An 18,088-nucleotide genomic window follows, 5' to 3' on the forward strand; every position below is an offset into this window, starting at 1 on the left:
CTCACCCGGTCGCTACGCTGGTACGCATGGCTACCGAACTCCTCTACCTTGACGATTTCGACGTGTTGACCGCTCCCGCCGCAGTGACGGCGGTGACCGCGCTCGACGACGGCCGAACGGACGTCGAACTCGACCGTACCTGCTTTTATCCGCGAGGCGGCGGACAGGATTGGGACACCGGAATCATCCGCGCCGGAGACTCCGTGTTTACGGTGGAGGAAGTGCGCCTGGACGAGCACGGGGTGGTCCACCACCTCGGGCGGGGTACCGTGCCGGAGGGCGCCGGCGTCGTGCTTGAGGTGGATGCCCACCGCAGGGCAGTGAACACGCGGCTTCACTCGGCTGGCCACATCGTCGACCTCGCCGTGGAGCGGCTGGGTTTGCCCTGGGTTCCTGGGAGAGGCGCGCATTATCCGCACATGTCCTTCGTCGAGTACAACGGGGAGGTGCCGGGGGACGCGGAGCAAACACGCCGGCAGATCGAAGCCGAGGTCGCACAGGTCATCGGCGAGGGCAGCACCAACGAGATCCGCTTCATGCCTGTGGCGGAAATGGCGGAATACTGCCGGCACGTGCCGGAGAATATCCCGACCAACAAGCCAGCGCGGATCGTACTCTACAACCGGACCTTCGGAGTGCCCTGCGGCGGCACTCACGTGCGGGACGTTGCCGACGTCGGGACGTTGAGCATCACCAAGATCAAGTCGAAAAAGGGCGTCACGAAGGTGTCGTACGCGGTTGACGGCGTGAATTAGGCAGTTGGCCCGGAGGGCGCAGAGTCGCGGTCCCGGCGGAGGCCCCTGCCCGGCCGGGCCCTACCTGGTCAGGAAATTCGAGACCCGGTCAGGAGGCGCGGGCGAGCTGCCGGATGGGAACCCACCGTGAGGCCAGACGCCGGTACGCCGCGGCCGCCCCCGTCATATCCGCCTCGGCGAGGCACTCGATGCCCATCCGAACGTCCATGGGCGACTCGTCGGGGAACACGAGATCCGCTACCGGGCCGTAGTCCAATTCGACGACGGCGTCACGGCGGAAGGTCTCCAGCCACTCGGTGATCTCGGTCAACTCCTCGAGGAGGTCGAGTTCCGGTGCGGCAATGGCAAGGTTGGCTACCGCCCGCCGGGCACGGTCGATGCACTCGCTGATGGTCACGGATACCCGGACTGTGTGGACCTCGCCGTCGTCGTCAACGACCTCGGTGAGGTCGTCCTCGTGAATGAGGACAAACCAGGCGAAGGGCACGCCCCACGTTGCGGATCGGGTATGCAGCTTGGCCGTGGACGCGGCCAGGGTCTCCGGATCCAGCCTGGCTTGGTGGGCCTCGCGCGCTACTTCGGGAAGAAGCACGTCCATCAGGGGCCCCCGAATGGTCTGCTCAAGGGACTCCGCGGCAAGGTAGGTGCGCACGGCCAACTGATTCGGGCAGTAGAACGGCGCCGTAGTCCCGTTGCTGCGGGGGAAGTGGAGAACCCTTACGAGGTCCTGGGTATGGTGCGGGAAGGGGTCGGAGACCACCCGGGTGATGCGCCGCATCGCGTCGAGGCGGTCCATGGCCTCGGTGGTCCGGCGCTCGCGGGTCCGCTGTTCGAGGATGGCAAGCTGCTGGGCATCGCTGAAGGCATCAAGCGGTTCATAGATCCGCAGGAAGGATACGTAGGGGAAGCTTCGCCCCGTGCCCGGCACATGAGCCATGGGTCAGGTCAGCTCCACGATGACGGGCGCATGATCCGACGCGCCTTTGCCCTTGCGTTCCTCACGGTCAATCGATGCCCCGCTGACACGCTGGGCGAGAGCGGGCGATGCCAGGACAAAGTCGATGCGCATGCCCATACGCTTCGGGAAACTTAGCTGCTTGTAGTCCCAGTAGGTGTACACGCCCGGTCCGGGGGTGTGGGGACGAACGACGTCGGTGAAGCCGGAGTCCTCGAAGGCATGGAACGCAGCACGCTCGGGAGGGCTGACGTGGGTGTAGCCGTTATTCAGGAACAGGTCGATATCCCAGACATCCTCATCCTGCGGCGCGATGTTCCAGTCACCCGTCAGCGCCACCTGGGCCGTGGGGTCCTGTTCCAGTAAACCAACAGCGTGTTTTCGCAACAGTTCGAGCCACTCGATCTTGTAGGCCATGTGCGGATCTCCCAACGCGCGGCCGTTCGGGACGTAGAGGCTCCACACCCGAACGCCCCCGCACGTGGCGCCGATCGCGCGGGCTTCCTGGATGGGATCGGCGTCTTTCCCGAACACGGGCTGTCCCGGGAAAGTGCGCTCAACATCGGAGAGCCCAACGCGGGACGCGATGGCAACGCCGTTCCACTGGCTCAGACCGAAGTGGGCCACCTCGTAGCCGCTCTTCTCGAACATGTCCCACGGGAAGTTGTCGTCCTTGCACTTGGTTTCCTGGATGGCAAGGACGTCCACATCGGATCGGTCGAGCCAAGCTTCCACACGGTCGGCACGGGCTCGCAGGGAATTGACGTTCCAGGTCGCAATCTTCACAGTGGCTACGTTACCCAATCGGCCGGTGTTGCTTGGTACCCGGTCCTTGAGTTGCGCCCACTCGCGGCGGGCGTCCGCCCATAACGACTACGGCTTAGCGCGCCACCACGAATCATGGATGGACACGGGAACGGTGCGCTTGTGCCGGGTCAGCAGGTAGCGGCGCTCGATGGACTGCGCTGCCTCATCTGCGACGTCGCGGCCTTCAAGGTAGTCGTCGATCTGCTCGTAGGTGAGACCGAGCTCATGCTCATCGGTCTGACCCGGGTTCTCGTCGAGGAGATCCGCGGTAGGGATCTTGTTGCAGAGGCGTTCCTCCGCGCCGAGCTCCTTGAGGAGCTGGCGGTTCTGCCGCTTGTTCAGGCCGAACAGGGGCAGGATGTCCGCACCGCCGTCGCCGTACTTGGTGAAGAAACCGGTGACTGACTCGGCGCCGTGATCCGTGCCGATGACCAGCAGGTTGTCATCTCCGGCCAGGGCGTACTGCGCCACCATCCGGACGCGCGCCTTCACGTTGCCTTTGTTGAAGTCGGACATTTCGTTGCCGGCAGCACCGGCGAAGCCCGCCTGGAAACCGTCGACGGCGGGAGCGACGTTGTAGACGACGGAACGGTCAGGCGAGATGAAGGCCAGAGCGGCCTGCGCGTCTTCCTCGTCATGCTGCACGTTGTAGGGCAGGCGCGCAGCGACGAAGGTGGCGTCAACGCCGTCGGCCCGCAACTCATCCGTGGCCAGCTGCGCCAGTTTGCCCGCAAGCGTGGAGTCCAGCCCACCGCTGATTCCGAGCACGAAGCCCTTGGTCCCCGTGGCACGCACATAGTCCTTCAGGAAGTCCACCCTGCGGCGGATCTCCTCTGCAGGGTCGATGGAGGGGCGTACGCCCATTTCGTCAATGATTTTCGCCTGGAGTTCACGCATGGGGACAGGTTACTAAGCTTTTGTTGCCTATCTGTTGCCCGAATCGCATCAGGCAGCAGATAGGCACCAAAGTCTGCTCGGACTACTGCTTGAACGCAGCGTCGAAAGACAACGACGACGGCGCGAAGTCGAACTTCTTCAGAAACGCCAACGCCTCGGGTGCCCCGTCGAGGCGATCCATACCGGCGTCTTCCCACTCAACGGAGACGGGACCGTCATAGCCGATCGCGTTGAGCGCACGGAAGCTGTCTTCCCAGGGCACATCACCCCGGCCGGTCGAGACAAAGTCCCAGCCGCGGCGCGGATCACCCCACGGCAGGTGCGAGGAGAGGATGCCGTTACGGCCACCGCCCATGCGCATCTTCGTGTCCTTGCAGTCCACGTGGTAGATCCGGTCAGCGAAGTCGGAGATGAAGGCCACGGGGTCGATTTGCTGCCACATGAAGTGGCTGGGGTCCCAGTTGAGGCCGAAAGCGGGCCGGTTGCCGACCGCTTCGAGCGTGCGGCGGGTGGACCAGTAGTCGTAGGCGATCTCCGACGGATGCACCTCGTGGGCGAAGCGCACGCCGCACTCGTCGAAGACGTCGAGGATAGGGTTCCAGCGGTCAGCGAAGTCCTGGTAACCGGCGTCGATCACGTCTTGGCTGACCGGCGGGAACATCGCTACATACTGCCAGATGGACGAGCCGGTGAAGCCGACAACGGTCTTCACGCCGAGCTTCTGGGCGAGCTTCGCCGTAAGCTTCATCTCCTCCGCGGCGCGCTGCCGGACGCCCTCGGGATCACCGTCACCCCAGACTTTGGGGCCGACGATCGCCTCGTGGCGGAAGTCGATCGGGTTGTCGCAGACAGCCTGACCCTTGAGGTGGTTGGAGATGGTCCACACCTTCAGGTTGTTGCGCTTGAGGATGTCGAGCCGCTCCTGGATGTAATCGTCATCATCCCAGCGCCAGGCATCGAGGTGATCACCGGAAACCGCGATTTCCAGGCCGTCATAGCCCCACTGGCCGGCGAGCTCGGCGACCTTTTCGAACGGCAGATCCGCCCACTGGCCGGTGAACAGAGTGTAATTGCGTGCCATAGATATCTCCTTTGATTGAGGGGTCGAAAAGCGCGTGGTCAGGAAAGGGTCCGGGCAGTGGGGTCCCAGCCCTCGGGCAGCGGCTCTGCTGCCGCCGCGGAGCTGGCGATGTCAACGAAGGAGCGGGTCTCGACTGACTCGGCGATCGAGGCCATGACGTCCAGCACGTGGAACGCGGTGGCGCCCTGTGCTCGGTGCGGCGCGCCGGCGCGGATGGAACGTGCCATGTCCAGCACGCCGACGCCCCGCCCGAAGGTGGAACCCGCCGCCGGGAAGGTCTCCCACTCCTCGGCGCCGTGGCGGTGAAGCCGGATCTCACCGTCGAATCTGTTCGGGTCCGGGAAGGCGATGGTGGCTTCCGATCCCGTGATCTCCACAAAACCGTGCCGGGGAAGCGGCGAATCGAAACTGAAGTTGCTGGTGGAGGAGGCGCCGTTCTCGAACTGGACGAGGGCGCTGACGTGGGTCGGGACGGTGACCTCAAACTCCTCGCCCGCGCGCGGACCGGAACCGATCACCCGCGTCTCACGCGAGCGGGATCCGAGCGCCGCGACGGTTTGCGCCGCACCGAAAGTCTGAATCAGGGTGGTCAGGTAATAGGGGCCCATGTCGAACAGGGGACCGGCGCCTTCCTGGAACAGGAATGCCGGGTTGGGATGCCAGGCTTCGGGGCCGGGCGACTGCATCAGGGTCAGCGCCGTCAGCGGCACGCCGATGTCGCCGCGCTGAATCATGCGCAGGCCGGTCTGCAGACCAGCACCCAGGAAAGTGTCAGGCGCGCACCCCAGGTGGAGGCCGGCGTCGGACGCGGCGTCCAGGAGGGACTGCCCCGACTCACGGTCAAGGGAAAACGGCTTTTCACTCCAGACATGCTTGCCGGCTGCGACCGCGTCGAGGGCAACCGGAACATGGGCGGCCGGCGTCGTGAGGTTGACGATGATCTCGACATCGGGGTGCTGCAGCGCATCCTCGACCGTCCCGAAGGCTGCGACGCCGAACTCGTCCGCGCGGGCGCTTGCCGCCTCGGGGAAGAGGTCCGCCACAATGTGGACCTGCACGTCAGGGAACGCAGTGAGGTTGGTGAGGTACTCCTTGCTGATCACACCGGCACCGATGATACCGACGCCTACCGGGCCGCTCATGCTCCACCCTTCCCGAAGTCGTGCTGCAGGAAGCGCAGACTGTCCTCGAGGGCACGGAAGAGGTCACCGGCAGAGTCATCCAGTTCGACGACGCCGACCTCCACCGACCCGGCTGCCTCCAGGACAGCGGGGATGTTCATCCGGCCGGAACCAACCGCCACCTGGGACTTGTTATCCCTGTCCACTTGGCCGTCCTTGATATGGATGAACCGAACCCGGTCGCCCAGTTTTGAGAGCAGCTCAGCAGGGTCCTGTCCGCCGACAGCCACCCAGTAGGTGTCCACTTCGAGTACGACGGCGGGATCCAGTGCCTCCGCGAGGACCTCCAGTCCGGTGCGCCCGCCGAAGTCGGTTTCCAACTCCCACCAGTGGTTGTGATAGCCCACCGAGATGCCGTATTCGGCACCCAGGCCCGCCGTTTCGTTGAGTGCCTCCGCGGTCCGGACGACCGACTCCTCCGTGGTCCAGCGAACCGGGTCCACCATGGGTTCGATGACGGTTCCGATGCCCAGCGTGCGGGCGGCCTCGAAAATGAGGTCGCGATCGCCGTCGAGCAGGGGAGCGTGGCCCGTTGGCGCGCTTACCCCGTGGCGAGACAAAGCCGTCTGCAGTGCGTCGGTGTTGGCTGCGAAATTGTATGGCTCGACCCGTTCGAACCCCATTGACGCGAGCCGGCCGATGGTGCCGTCCAGGTCGGTTTCCAGGGCTTCGCGGACTGTATACAGCTGTACTGACAGGGGAGGAACGGGCATATCGGATCCTTTCGCTGGCTGACGCAGGCCGGATGAACGCCTGTACTAGATAGTTTTAGTCCAGATGCTGTCCGCTTCGGCGCTGCGCTCGACACCGTTGAGCACTTTCTGCACCTGCAGGCCGTCAGCGAAGGACGGTTCAGGCTGGCGCTTCTCGGCGATGGCTTCAACGAAGTCCTTTGCCTGGTGGGTGAAGCCGTGCTCGTAGCCCAGGGCGTGGCCGGTGGGCCACCACGCGGACAGGTAGGGGTGCGCAGGTTCAGTGACCATGATGTTGGTGAAGCCCTGTCGGGTGTCCGGGGCCGTTGCATCGTAGAAACCGAGGGAGTTGAGGTTCTCAAGGTCGAAGGAGACGGCGCCGGTGGAGCCGGCCACTTCAATGCGCAACGCGTTCTTCCGGCCGGTGGACATGCGGGTCGCCTCGAACGAGCCGACTGCTCCGCCGTCGAAGCGGCCGCTGAACAGCGCGAGGTCGTCCACGGTGACCTTGCCGCGGCCGTCGGTGGCGGTGCCGGCCAACCCCGAGGCCTCTCCGAGCAGGGGCCGCTCGTGCACAAAGGTGTTCAGGATGCCGCTGACGCCGGTGATCTTCTGGCCGGTGATGAACTGTGCGAGGTCGACGGCGTGGGCGCCGAGATCGCCCAGAGCTCCCGAACCGGCGGAATCCTTCTGCAGGCGCCAGGTCAACGGCGCCTGATCGTCAACCAGCCAGTCCTGCAGGTAGTTGGCACGGACCTGGCGCACTTCGCCGATCGCGCCGGACTGCACCAGGTCCCGTGCGAAGGCCGCCGCGGGCACCCGCCGGTAGGTGAAGCCGACCATGGCGAAAACGTCCTTGCCGGCACGATCGGCAGCGGCAGCCATTGCCTCAGCCTCTTCTAGGGTGTTCGCGAGCGGCTTCTCACACAGGACATGCTTGCCTGCTTCGAGGGCTGCGATGGCGATCTCGGCGTGCGAGCCGCCGGGAGTGACAATGTCGATGACGTCGATGTCGTCGCGGGCGATGGCCGCACGCCAATCGGTGTCGGTGGATTCCCAACCCCATTTTCGAGCCGATGCCTCCACTCCCTGAGCGTTGCGCCCCACGAGGAGAGTCATCTCCGGCTGGGACGGCAGGTCGTAGAACCGCGGTGCAACCCGCCATCCCTGTGAATGGGCAGCCCCCATGAATCCGTGTCCGATCAGGGCGACCTTCAGGGGTGGTACGTCGTTCAGCATGTTTCCTCTTTATCCGGCGGCAGATGTAAAAACAGGTGGATCGAGGTGGGGTGCTCTTGCCAGCGACAGAGCACCCCACCTCTCACGGTTCTACGACTCGAAGGCCGTCGGCAGGTACTGCTCAACGTTCTCGCTGGTGACAACCGGCGCGTTCAGAACGATGCGCTTGGGAACTTCAACCTCAACGAGATCGCTCATGGCCTTGTTCTGGGCGATGAGGCGGGCGAGGCGGATGCCGTCAGCTGCCTGGGTGGAGGGGTAGATGACCGTAGCTTCGAGGACGCTTTCCCCGGCCTCGATTTCGCGCATGGCGTTGGCCGAACCGGCGCCGCCGACCATGATGAATTCATCGCGGCCCGCATTGTCGATGGCGGCGAGAACGCCGATGCCCTGATCGTCGTCATGGTTCCAGAGGGCGTCGATCTGCGGTGCGGCGGAGAGCAGCTGGGAGGTTGCTGCCTCACCGCCCTGGACGGTGAAGTCAGCTGCAACGCGGTTGTCCACGTCGAGGCCGCATGATTCCAGTGCGTCCGCGAAACCACGGCTGCGGTCCTGCGTCAGCGGCAGGGAATCGATTCCCGCAACCTCGGCGACGACTGCGTCTTCGTTGCCGTCAAGCTGCTCGCAGATGTAGGTGCCGGCGCTCACACCCATGCCGTAGTTGTCGCCGAGGATCGTGGTGCGTGCGGCGAACGGGCTGGAGAATTCGCGGTCGACGTTGATGACGGGAATACCGGCTTCCATGGCCTGGATGGCGACCTCGGTCAGCGCTGCGCCGTCGGTCGGCAGCAGGACGATGGCATCCACGCCGTCGTTGATGAACTGCTCGACCTGGCTGATCTGCAGGTTCGCATCATTGGTTCCCTCGGCGACGCGAAGGTCGATGTCACCGTACTTCTCCGCCTCAGCCGTAGCGGCAGAGTTGATGGCTCCGAGCCAGCCGTGGTCGGCCGCGGGGCCCGAGAAGCCGATTACTACGGTGTCGCCTTCAGCCTGGTTGCCTTCAACGGATGCGTTGGTGGGCTGGGTGTTGGTTCCCTCGGCCCCCGCTGTACACCCGGTAACAAGGGCACCGACTGCAAGAAAGGCACCGGTGGTGACGAGCATCTTCCGGCCCGTACGAACAGCAAGCATGTGTATCTCCTCAGTGAGTTAGGTGCGTCTTCGCAAGAGTGCGGATGCCTCTGATGCCAGCCTCTTTGCGTGACTGCAATCACAATAACAGAAGTTTGAAAGAAATCGACGACTTTATACCGATCACCGACATAATGTGTTAGCTTCGTCTCATGTTCGAAGAAGATCACCTCCAGCCGTTGCTCGAAGTTCGGGGAATCACCAAGCAATTTGCTGGTGTTCAGGCGCTCAAGGGCGTCGACCTGCAGGTACTTCCGGGAGAAGTGCACTGCGTTATGGGCCAGAACGGGGCCGGCAAATCCACGCTCATCAAGACGCTCTCCGGAGTGCATCAGCCCGACAGCGGAGAAATCCGGTGGGAGGGTGAGCCTATTTCCCTTCCGGGTCCCACCGCCGCCCTCGACCTCGGCATCGCAACCATGTATCAGGAACTCGACGTCGTGGACGGGCTGTCCGTCGCGGAGAACATCTTCCTCGGGCACGAACGTGCCAGTGGAGGCGTGCTGCACGTCAAGAAGACCAATGCGGTTGCCCGTACGCTGCTGAAGCGTCTCGGCCACGGCAGTCTTTCGCCGTCCACCGAGGTCGGCACTCTCTCCGCCGCGAACAAGCAGATCGTGAGCATGGCCCGGGCGCTGTCCCGGGACACGAAGATGATCATCATGGACGAGCCCAGTGCCATCCTGGACTCGGGTGAGGTCGCGAACCTGTTCCGCGTGGTCAGGGAGCTCACCGCCCAGGGCATCGCCGTCGTGTACATCTCTCATCGCCTCGAGGAGATCCGCCAGATCGGTGACCGCATCTCGGTCATCAAGGACGGACGCAGCACAGCCAACGGGCTGAGCGTCACCGATACGTCGAAGGCGGAACTCATTCGCCTGATGACCGGTCGCGACGTCGCAAACGTCTTCCCTGAGCCCACACCCATAGCCCCGGACGCCCCGGTGGTCCTGGAAGTGGACAACCTCGAGCTCGCCGGGCACTTCGATCCGGTCAGTTTCACAGTGCGGGCCGGGGAGATCCTCGGGTTCGCCGGCCTGGTGGGATCGAAGCGGTCCGAAATCCTCGAGACGATCTACGGTGCCCGCAAGGCGTCCTCAGGCAAGGTGTCCGTAAAAGGCAAGGTGCTGCGTCCCGGATCCGTTCCTGCCGCAGTGAACGCCGGAATCGGGCTTTCACCCGAGGAACGGAAGAGCCAGGGCCTGATCCTCGATGAGCCGATCTTCAAGAACGTAACGCTCTCGACCTTCGAGCGGTTCGCCCGCGGAGGGCACCTCAACGAACGCTCCGAACGGGAGGCAGCCCGCGAGCAGATTGCTGCGCTCGAGCTGCGTCCGGCCGATCCGGACCGTCCGGCCCGGACCCTATCCGGCGGAAATCAACAAAAGATTCTTCTGGCCCGCTGGCTGGTGCACGGAACTCCGGTCCTGCTGCTGGATGAACCAACCCGCGGCGTCGACGTCGGAGCGCGCGCTGAGATTTACGCCCTCATCCGCAGACTGGCGGCAGCCGGGACTGCAATCATCGTCGTCTCCAGTGAAATCGAGGAAGTGCTCGGCCTCGCTGACAACGTCCTCGTGATCGATGACGGCACAGTACTCACCAACATCAAAGCAAGCGACATAGACGAGCACGGCGTGCTCGACCTCGTCATGAAGGGAAGTGCCGCGTGAGCGAGCAGAAAACCAAGGTGGCTGAACCGCGCGTGGATGCGCCGGCTGACCACAGTACCCCCGCAACCAACCCCTTCCAGAACTTCCTCAAGGGATCCGCGGGACGCAACCTGGGCCTGGTCATCGCGCTTGTGCTGCTCCTCGTGGTGGGCGCGGTCACCAGTGGTGACCGGTTCCTGAACCTCGAGAACATGCTCACCATCCTGCGGTACGCCTCGATCATCGGCGTCGTGAGCATCGGCGTCACGTTTGTCATCACCGCCGGCGGTATCGACCTCTCTGTCGGTTCCGTCCTGGGCCTTACGACCGTGGTGGCCAGCCTTACCAGCGTGCAGTTGGCAGCAACCCAGTCTTCCTGGATCCTCATGGTGGTCGTGGCCCTTGGAGTCGGCGCCCTTGCGGGGCTTATCAACGGGTTGGTGGTCGCCTACGGCAACGTCGTCTCCTTCATTGCCACCCTGGCCATGCTCGTCGGAGCCCGTGGACTCGCCGAATTGATCTCCGGCCGCAGCACGCAGATCGTGAACAACCGCGACTTCCTGCAGGTCCTGCGTGCTGATTTCCTTGGTGTTTCAGTCCTGATCTGGATCTTCGTGATCGTGGCAGTGGCGGGCTGGTTCCTCCTGAACCGCACCACCTTCGGCCGCCGCACCGTGGCCATCGGTGGAAACCTCGAAGCCGCACGGCTGGCTGGCATCAAGGTCAAGCGCCACATGGTTTCCCTTTACGTTCTTGCGGGCGTGACGGCCGGCATCGGCGGTGTCATGTTCCTCGGGCGAACTACTGCCGGTACGTCCACCCACGGCCTGCTCCTCGAACTCGATGTGATCGCCGCCGTCGTTGTCGGTGGAACCCTGCTCATCGGCGGACGCGGAACCATCATGGGAACGGTCCTGGGTGTGCTGATCTTCAGTACTTTGGTCAACGTCTTCACCCAGAACAACCTGGACACCTCCGTTCAGGCGCTCGCCAGGGGCCTGATCCTCGTGGTTGCTGTTCTCCTGCAGCAGCGTTTCGCGACCCGTGGCGGCCGGACACGAAAGGCGAAACTCAAGCCGGCGAAGGTCTAGCCGAACCAAGGCACAGTACCCCCCGGTTCCCGGACTCCGGGAGCCGGGGGAACAGCACCGGAGGGCAGGCAGTGAATTCTGTAAATGTGGATCATGCGCTGCACGGCGACGAGGACCTCGACCTGGTCGAGGACGTGCTGCAGGACTTCTTCGCGGAGGCCAAACTGCGCGCCGTTTCGGTCAACGTGACCTACCTCGGCCTCTGGGAGGCCCTGGAGCGGGCAGCCGCGGGCGGCAAGCGTTCCCGCCCACGGCTGGTTCTGCTCGCCTACCGGCAGCTCGGCGGAACCGATGCCGCCAGTGCTGCCCGGCTCGCCGCATCCTATGAGCTCCTGCACAGCGCTCTCATCATTCACGACGACGTCATCGACCGCGATTTCGTGCGGCGGGGCAGCCCCAATGTGTCCGGGCACTATCGGAACCGGGCGCTGCGGGCAGGCTCTTGCGCTTCCGCCGCCGAGCATGCGGGGGTGTCGGCCGGGGTGCTCGCCGGAGACCTCGCCCTTTCCGGCGCCTTCCGTTTGTTGAGGTCCCTGGAAGTGCCGGACGCGAAGCGCCGGCGCCTCAACGAGATTCTCGACGACGCAATCTTCTCCTCCGTGGGCGGGGAGGTCTTGGACATCGAGTTCAGCCGGACGCCCGAGATGCCGCCGCTCGAGGACATCACCAAGACGGCCCATCAAAAAACGTCGGTGTACTCATTCGAGGCACCGCTGCACGCAGGCGCCGTGCTCGCGGGTGCCGCCGAGTCAGTGGTGGCGGCCCTTACCTCTTTCGGGCGTTATGCGGGAATCGCCTACCAGGTCGCCGACGACGTTCTCGGCGTCTTCGGCACCGAAAGTCGCACGGGAAAGACGACCTGGGGCGACCTCCGGGAGGGCAAGCGGACTGCCCTGCTGTCTTATGCCGCCACCAGGCCGGAATGGAATAGCATCGCTTCCCTCATCGGGTCCCGCGACATGACAGCGGCGAAAGCGCAGTACGTCCGGTCTGTGCTCGTGACCTGCGGTGCCAAGGACTATGCCGTCAACCTGGCCACCGAAAACGCACACCGCGCTGTGGCGCAGCTTGAATCCGACGGGGTGCCGCCGTCCCTGCGCAACAGCCTCGAACGCCTCCTCTTCTCGGTCATTTCGGACGTCACTTCGCATTAGCCGCGTCGGCACCGGTCTTCTTTCACGGATCGTGCGCTTTCTGCCGTTATCATGAGGGTACAAATCCGGCACCAAGGCAAGCTGCCAGGAAGGACCTGAACCGGGGTGGAAGGGAAGACGTCGGCGCCTGCCATGGTGCTCTCCCTCAGCCGTTCAGTTCCAGGCGCGATTGCAGCCGGACAAGTTGCCCGAACATGACCGCACCACCGCAGGACGAACGAATCCGGCGCTCCGTCGCGGGCACCAACCTAGGCAACAACCGCGACTCGACCCGGCAGCATAACCTGTCCACGGTGCTGCGGCTTGTGCATTCCATGGCTGGTGTCTCCCGCGCACAACTCACCCGAGCCACCGGGCTGAACAGGTCCACCATCGGCGCTCTGGTCGGTGAGCTCGTCCAGCTCGGCCTCGTCGTCGAAAGCGATCTGGACCAGGCCCAGCAGCACGGTCGTCCAAGCATCATGATCGAGCCGAGTCCCTCAGCGCTGGCCCTGGCCGTCAATCCTGACATCGACGTCGTGAGCGTCGCGCTTGTCTCCCTCGGCGGCCACATCGTCAATCCGGTCCGATTCCATACCGTCAGAGCACCGTCCGTTCCCGAGGTCGTGAATATCGTCAGCGCGATCTATTCCGGCATGCGCACCTCTCTGCCGGTGGGCCACCGGATCATGGGGGTGGGGCTCGCCATTCCGGGTCTGGTGGATCCCGGAGACGGCACCGTGATCGAAGCTCCGCACCTCGGCTGGCGCGACCAGCCGCTCGCTGCCCTCCTCAGCGACACTCTGAAACTTCCGGTGATTGCTGCCAATGACGCCGTCGTCGGAGCGCGCGCCCAGGCCACTTTCGGAGCAGGACGGGACATGTCCGACCTCATCTACCTGTACGGCGGCGCCAGTGGTATCGGCGGCGGTGTCATCAGTGGCGGGCGCCTGGTTCGCGGCGCCACCGGATTCGCCGGTCAGCTGGGGCACACCCACGTGCTTTCAGGCGGCGCTGAATGCACCTGCGGGTCCCGCGGTTGCCTCGAAGCGGAGATTACCCGGGAAGCACTGATCGCAGCGGTCGGCCTCCCCGCGGGCGAAACGGAGAATCTCGAAGACGCCGTACTGGAGAACCTTCAGGACGAATCGGGTTCACCGGAGCTCCGGAAGTTGATCGAGCGGCAGGCTCAACTGCTGGCAATCGGGCTGAAGAGCGTGGTGAACCTGCTTAATCCATCGATGATTGTGCTGGGCGGATTCCTGAGGATCCTGGTTCGTGCTGCGCCCGACGCTCTCAGCGAAGCTCTGATCACGCCTGGGACGCGCGGTCCCCGGGAGAGGGTGACCATCGAGCTGGCCCCCCTCGGCGAGGACTCCATCCTGATTGGCGCCGCGGAGCTGGCCTTCGAGCCCCTGATCCGGGACCCTGCCGGTTTCCTGCGCCCACAGCACGACGACGCCGCGACTCCGGTCGATTCCGTGTAAGGCGCATACTTCTCACCACAGAAAAAGCGGACCCGGTACCAGCAAGTGCTGGTACCGGGTCCGCTTGGTTCAACAGGTTCTGCTTCCCTAACCGGTAACCGGTGTTAGCCGGTATCAGTTAGGAATGATGACGACCTCCGCCGTGCTGGTCAGCGGCGCGGATGCCTCATCGCCGGCGTCCGTGTAGGAGGCGTTGAACACTGCCGAGAGATCATCCACGGCCGGGTCATGCCCCTCAGGGACGGTGGTCGTGATGGTGCCCGTGCAGCCCGTTGTGGTGGTCTGCGGGTGGCCGTGGGTATGGTGGCCGAGAATGTAGGAGACCTGGACTCGGGCACAGTCGACGGGCTGATCATCGGTCACGCGGACCTCGAAGGAAACGGTGTCACCGAACTGGAAGTCCTGTCCTGCAACAGGGCTGATGAACTCGACCACGGGTGCCTGGTTGCCGACCTCGATGCTCACCTCAGCGGAGGTGTGCTTGCCGCGGTGCTTGCCGCCCTGGTCGGTGACCGTGAGGGTTGCTGTGTAGGTGCCGATCTCTTCGTAGGTGAAGGTGGGGTTCGCTTCCTCTGAGTCGACTACGCCATCCGAGTTGAAGTCCCAGGCGTAGCGGAGCTTGTCGCCGTCGGCGTCGTTGGTTCCTTCACTGGAGAACTGGACTGTCAGCGGTGAAGCACCGACGGTGGGCGTTCCGGATGCCACGGCGGTAGGGCTGTGGTTGCCGTTCTCGCCGATGTAATCGATCCGGGACAGCTGTGCGTCCGGGTTCTCGCCGAAGTAGCCGTCGCCGTACTCGAGCACGTAGAGGGCGCCATTGGGGCCGAACTCCATGTCAATCGGGTTGTCGGTGACGATCGAGTCAACGACGTTCTCGATAGAGGCGAGTTCGCCGTTCTCCATGGTCATGGCCTTGATGTAATCGCGGGTCCACTCGTAGAAGAAGGACTTGCCGTCGTAGTGCTCGGGCCAGGCAACCGGTGCACGGCCCTTGGTTGCCTTCTCATCGAAGTTGTAGGCAGGCCCGGCCATGGGACCGATGCCGCCCCGTTCAAGTTCGGGGAACTCAGAGGAAACGCCGTAGGAGTACCAAACCTCCGGCTGGGCTACCGGCGGCAGTTCGCGGAGACCTGTGTTGTTGGGGGACTCGTTGACTGGTGCGGAGCAGTTGAACGGTTCCCCGGACACGCCGGTGGCGAAGTCGTAATCCACGTAGGGCAGCTCAGCAGTAGCGCAGTAAGGCCACCCGTAATTCGAGGGCTCGGTGATGACGGCCCACTTGCCCGTTCCCGCAGGCCCGCGCAGGGGATTGGCGGAGCGTGCGTCAGGGGAGTAATCAGCTACGAACAGTTCGCCCGTGTTCTGGTTGAGCTCAATCCGGAAGGGGTTGCGCAGGCCCATCGCGTAGATTTCGGGCCGGGTCTGAGCGGTTCCAGGCTCGAAGAGGTTGCCCTCAGGAATGGTGTAGCCGCCACCCTCGGTGGGGGTGATGCGCAGGATCTTGCCGCGCAGGTCATTCGTGTTGCTCGAGGTTCGCTGTGCGTCGAAGGCAGGGTTGCTGTTCGGGCGCTCATCGATCGGAGTGTAACCGCCTGACGCGAACGGGTTTGTGTCGTCACCCGTAGACAGGTAGAGGTTGCCCTCGGCGTCGAAGACGATGTCGCCGCCGACGTGGCAGCAGATGCCACGATCGACCGGAACCTCAATAATCTGCTGTTCGCTGGCCAGGTCGATCGAGGAGCCGTCGAACTGGAAGCGTGAAAGAACGAGGGATCCCTTGAACGGCTCGAAGTCGGCGGCGGTTCCGGTGCTGGGGGCATCGCCCTCGTTGATCCCCGGCGTTGCCGGATCGTCAACCGGAGTGTTCTGCGGCGGTGAGTAGTAGAGGTAAACCCAGTTGTTCCCCTTCGTGCCGAACTTCGGATCGAGTGCGACGCTCTGCAGGCCCTCCTCATCATGCTCATAGACGTCGAGAGCGGCTGCCAGCGTGTTCAGTCCGGTTTCGGCACTGTTGAGCCAGACCTGACCGTCGCGGGTGGTGTGCAGGACATCGTTGTTGGGAAGGACTGCAAGGTCCACCGGCTCACCCGGCGTGTCGTTGAGTGTTACCTTCTGGAAGCTGGAGTCGGCCGGAGCGACTGCAGGAGCGGCGGGAGCGTTCTTGGCCTGCGCCGGCACAACCGCGAAGGAAGTAGCCATCAGGGCCACCATCGCCAGACCGGCACCTGCTCGTGCAGCACGCTTCATGGAAAATCTGGTGGCATCTCCTGGACGCCCGGAAGCTTGCGCTATCCCGTGTCGATTGACTGTCATCGTTCACTTTCTTCTCGCCTTTGAGGACCCGGACCAGCCGGAGTCAGGTCACCTAAAACGCTAGTAGAGGGGTGCGAGTTTAGCTAGTGGTTTGAATAAACAAAGTACATATTTCTTTTGGGCCGGAGCATCCGTTTGGCATGTCGAATCCCGCTTTGCCGGGGCAGTAAAGGCAAAGCGGCAAGGGTTCTATTTTGTTGGAGTAGTTGCTTAAGTCGGCACTAGTGCTAGTTCAGCATCCCCTGGGTCTCGAGAACCAAGCCCTTCACGGCAGCTGCCGGCACCTGTCGGCCCGTGGCGACCAGGTTGTTGACGGAGGCTGGGATCTCGGCCTGTGAAGCGATGATCAGCGGTGTGCCGGCTGACGAGTCGGGCAGCCTGCCATGGGTGCCGCGTACGTGAGTGGGGTCCAGGGGGACAGTACTCATGGCGTACCGCAGGCCCAGTTTCTTCTTCAGAAGGTTGAGCCCCGCCTTCGCCTTGGCGAATTTGTCCGCAGGATCGAAAAAGAGCTCCGCGGGGTCGTACCCGGGCTTTCGGTGAATGTCGACGCCGCGGGCGTACTCCGGTGCCCGGTCGTCGTCCAGCCAGAAGTAGTACGTGAACCACGCACCTGGTTCTGCAGTGACTACCAACTCGCCAGACCTGTCATGATCCAGTCCATAACGGCCCTGAGCCTCACGATCGAGCACCTCATCCACGCCTTGAACCTCCTGAAGAAGTGCGGCTACGCGCTGCACGTCCGCGGGGTCGGCGACATAGACGTGCGCCACCTGATGGTCGGCGACTGCGAAAGCCCGCGACGTCCATGGGTCAAGTTGTTCCCTGCCGTCCTGGACGTAAACCTCGAGCAGGCCTTCGCGCCGGAGGACCCGGTTGATGTCCACCGGAGTATGTGCCTCTTCGATGCCATACTCGGAGACCACGATCACTGCGTACCCCCGGGATTCCGCCTCGTCCAGCAGCGGGGCAATGACTGCATCGAGTTCCGCAGCGGCTCGTGCTGCCTGGGGCGAATCGGGGCCGAACCGTTGCAGATCGTAGTCGAGGTGAGGCAGGTACGTCGTCAGAAGATTCGGTGACTGGTTGCGCATGACGTGCCGGGTGGAATCCACGAGCCACTGGGTTGACTTGATGGCAGCGGTTGGACCCCAGTACTGGAACAACGGGAAGTCTCCGTAATGTGCCACCAGTTCATCGTGCAGTTCGGCTGGGCGAACATACGCATCCGGAGACTTTCGCCCGTCGGCATGGTAGATCGGCCGCGGAGTGACGGTGATGTCCGTAGACATTCCCATGGCGTACCACCAGCAGATATTTGCCGACCGATACGAAGCATCCTGCCGTCGGGCGGCTTCCCAGAGCTTCTCTCCGGTCACGAGCTTGTTGTGCTGGCGCCACAGGTACACGTCCCCGAGCTCCCGGAAATACCAGCCGTTCCCGACGACGCCATGCTGGGAAGGCATCAGACCGGTCAACATGGTCGACTGCACTGTGCAGGTTACTGCCGGAAGGACGGTCGCCAATTCGGACGACCATCCCTGCGCAGCAAGATTCGACAGGCGCGGCATGTCCCGCAAAGCCTTGGCTGTCAGCCCGACCACGTCTAGCAGCAGAACCGGTTTCACTATGTGTTTCCTAACTCACTTTGATCGGGCGCTGAATGGGGAA

15 protein-coding genes are annotated in these 18,088 nt (G+C 63.7%); 5 read left to right on the top strand and 10 right to left on the bottom strand.

From position 1 onward, the window contains the following. Positions 1 to 26: 26 nt before the first annotated feature. Positions 27 to 755, top strand: a complete 729-nt coding sequence (locus tag M1D74_RS01030) for an alanine--tRNA ligase-related protein (RefSeq protein WP_458116191.1) — start codon at positions 27 to 29, stop codon at positions 753 to 755. Positions 756 to 843: 88 nt separating this feature from the next. Here the strand turns inward: M1D74_RS01030 and M1D74_RS01035 are convergent, their stop codons facing one another. From M1D74_RS01035 to M1D74_RS01070, 8 genes are all read right to left on the bottom strand, one after another. Further along, positions 844 to 1,692: a hypothetical protein gene (locus M1D74_RS01035; RefSeq protein WP_309071366.1), complete on the bottom strand. Its 849-nt coding sequence runs from the start codon at positions 1,690 to 1,692 to the stop codon at positions 844 to 846. Between the two features lie 3 nt (positions 1,693 to 1,695). Further along, positions 1,696 to 2,496 carry an exodeoxyribonuclease III gene (locus tag M1D74_RS01040; protein ID WP_309124080.1) on the bottom strand — a complete coding sequence of 267 codons (801 nt, stop codon included), beginning with the start codon at positions 2,494 to 2,496 and terminating at the stop codon, positions 1,696 to 1,698. 87 nt (positions 2,497 to 2,583) lie between these two features. Further along, positions 2,584 to 3,414: an ammonia-dependent NAD(+) synthetase gene (gene nadE, locus M1D74_RS01045; protein ID WP_458116192.1), complete on the bottom strand. Its 831-nt coding sequence runs from the start codon at positions 3,412 to 3,414 to the stop codon at positions 2,584 to 2,586. Between the two features lie 82 nt (positions 3,415 to 3,496). After that, a complete protein-coding gene (locus M1D74_RS01050; protein ID WP_309071369.1) occupies positions 3,497 to 4,495 on the bottom strand; it encodes a sugar phosphate isomerase/epimerase family protein in 999 nt (332 codons plus the stop codon). 38 nt (positions 4,496 to 4,533) lie between these two features. Then, positions 4,534 to 5,637 (bottom strand): Gfo/Idh/MocA family protein, encoded by a 1,104-nt coding sequence (locus M1D74_RS01055; RefSeq protein ID WP_458116193.1) that lies wholly within the window; start codon positions 5,635 to 5,637, stop codon positions 4,534 to 4,536. Beyond that, positions 5,634 to 6,389 carry a sugar phosphate isomerase/epimerase family protein gene (locus tag M1D74_RS01060; protein ID WP_458116194.1) on the bottom strand — a complete coding sequence of 252 codons (756 nt, stop codon included), beginning with the start codon at positions 6,387 to 6,389 and terminating at the stop codon, positions 5,634 to 5,636. Before M1D74_RS01060 ends, M1D74_RS01055 begins: the two co-directional genes overlap by 4 nt. Positions 6,390 to 6,434: 45 nt before the next feature. Then, positions 6,435 to 7,607 (bottom strand): Gfo/Idh/MocA family protein, encoded by a 1,173-nt coding sequence (locus M1D74_RS01065; protein WP_309071372.1) that lies wholly within the window; start codon positions 7,605 to 7,607, stop codon positions 6,435 to 6,437. A 90-nt stretch (positions 7,608 to 7,697) separates the two neighbouring features. Then, the gene (locus tag M1D74_RS01070; RefSeq protein WP_458116195.1) at positions 7,698 to 8,741 is read right to left on the bottom strand and encodes a substrate-binding domain-containing protein; all 1,044 of its coding nucleotides are present in this window, start codon (positions 8,739 to 8,741) and stop codon (positions 7,698 to 7,700) included. 152 nt (positions 8,742 to 8,893) lie between these two features. On the opposite strand from M1D74_RS01070, the gene M1D74_RS01075 reads away from it, so the two are divergent. The 4 genes from M1D74_RS01075 to M1D74_RS01090 all read left to right on the top strand — a co-directional run bounded on the left by M1D74_RS01075 (position 8,894) and on the right by M1D74_RS01090 (position 14,104). Further along, positions 8,894 to 10,414, top strand: a complete 1,521-nt coding sequence (locus tag M1D74_RS01075) for a sugar ABC transporter ATP-binding protein (RefSeq protein ID WP_458116196.1) — start codon at positions 8,894 to 8,896, stop codon at positions 10,412 to 10,414. Beyond that, complete coding sequence (locus M1D74_RS01080; protein WP_375164835.1) at positions 10,411 to 11,484, top strand: ABC transporter permease; 1,074 nt, start codon at positions 10,411 to 10,413, stop codon at positions 11,482 to 11,484. Before M1D74_RS01075 ends, M1D74_RS01080 begins: the two co-directional genes overlap by 4 nt. Before the next feature lie 71 nt (positions 11,485 to 11,555). Further along, positions 11,556 to 12,638 carry a polyprenyl synthetase family protein gene (locus tag M1D74_RS01085; RefSeq protein ID WP_458116197.1) on the top strand — a complete coding sequence of 361 codons (1,083 nt, stop codon included), beginning with the start codon at positions 11,556 to 11,558 and terminating at the stop codon, positions 12,636 to 12,638. Between the two features lie 194 nt (positions 12,639 to 12,832). Further along, positions 12,833 to 14,104 carry an ROK family transcriptional regulator gene (locus M1D74_RS01090; protein ID WP_458116198.1) on the top strand — a complete coding sequence of 424 codons (1,272 nt, stop codon included), beginning with the start codon at positions 12,833 to 12,835 and terminating at the stop codon, positions 14,102 to 14,104. Positions 14,105 to 14,218: 114 nt separating this feature from the next. Here the strand turns inward: M1D74_RS01090 and M1D74_RS01095 are convergent, their stop codons facing one another. Together M1D74_RS01095 and M1D74_RS01100 are read right to left on the bottom strand one after the other, a co-directional pair. Then, positions 14,219 to 16,351, bottom strand: coding sequence for a PQQ-dependent sugar dehydrogenase (locus M1D74_RS01095; protein ID WP_458116199.1), 2,133 nt, complete (start codon positions 16,349 to 16,351; stop codon positions 14,219 to 14,221). A 293-nt stretch (positions 16,352 to 16,644) separates the two neighbouring features. Beyond that, a complete protein-coding gene (locus M1D74_RS01100) occupies positions 16,645 to 18,045 on the bottom strand; it encodes an alkaline phosphatase family protein (RefSeq protein WP_458116200.1) in 1,401 nt (466 codons plus the stop codon). Between the last annotated feature and the right edge of the window lie 43 nt (positions 18,046 to 18,088).

Source organism: Arthrobacter sp. D2-10 (assembly GCF_054161285.1).

What these genes read in the sequence shown, in the direction of transcription:
- M1D74_RS01095 (WP_458116199.1), bottom strand. Translation starts at nt 16,351, where the DNA reads ATGAAGCGTGCTGCACGAGCAGGTGCCGGTCTGGCGATGGTGGCCCTG.
- M1D74_RS01050 (WP_309071369.1), bottom strand. Translation starts at nt 4,495, where the DNA reads ATGGCACGCAATTACACTCTGTTCACCGGCCAGTGGGCGGATCTGCCG.
- M1D74_RS01055 (WP_458116193.1), bottom strand. Translation starts at nt 5,637, where the DNA reads ATGAGCGGCCCGGTAGGCGTCGGTATCATCGGTGCCGGTGTGATCAGC.
- M1D74_RS01030 (WP_458116191.1), top strand. Translation starts at nt 27, where the DNA reads ATGGCTACCGAACTCCTCTACCTTGACGATTTCGACGTGTTGACCGCT.
- M1D74_RS01075 (WP_458116196.1), top strand. Translation starts at nt 8,894, where the DNA reads ATGTTCGAAGAAGATCACCTCCAGCCGTTGCTCGAAGTTCGGGGAATC.
- M1D74_RS01090 (WP_458116198.1), top strand. Translation starts at nt 12,833, where the DNA reads ATGACCGCACCACCGCAGGACGAACGAATCCGGCGCTCCGTCGCGGGC.
- M1D74_RS01065 (WP_309071372.1), bottom strand. Translation starts at nt 7,607, where the DNA reads ATGCTGAACGACGTACCACCCCTGAAGGTCGCCCTGATCGGACACGGA.
- M1D74_RS01035 (WP_309071366.1), bottom strand. Translation starts at nt 1,692, where the DNA reads ATGGCTCATGTGCCGGGCACGGGGCGAAGCTTCCCCTACGTATCCTTC.
- M1D74_RS01070 (WP_458116195.1), bottom strand. Translation starts at nt 8,741, where the DNA reads ATGCTTGCTGTTCGTACGGGCCGGAAGATGCTCGTCACCACCGGTGCC.
- nadE (WP_458116192.1), bottom strand. Translation starts at nt 3,414, where the DNA reads ATGCGTGAACTCCAGGCGAAAATCATTGACGAAATGGGCGTACGCCCC.
- M1D74_RS01060 (WP_458116194.1), bottom strand. Translation starts at nt 6,389, where the DNA reads ATGCCCGTTCCTCCCCTGTCAGTACAGCTGTATACAGTCCGCGAAGCC.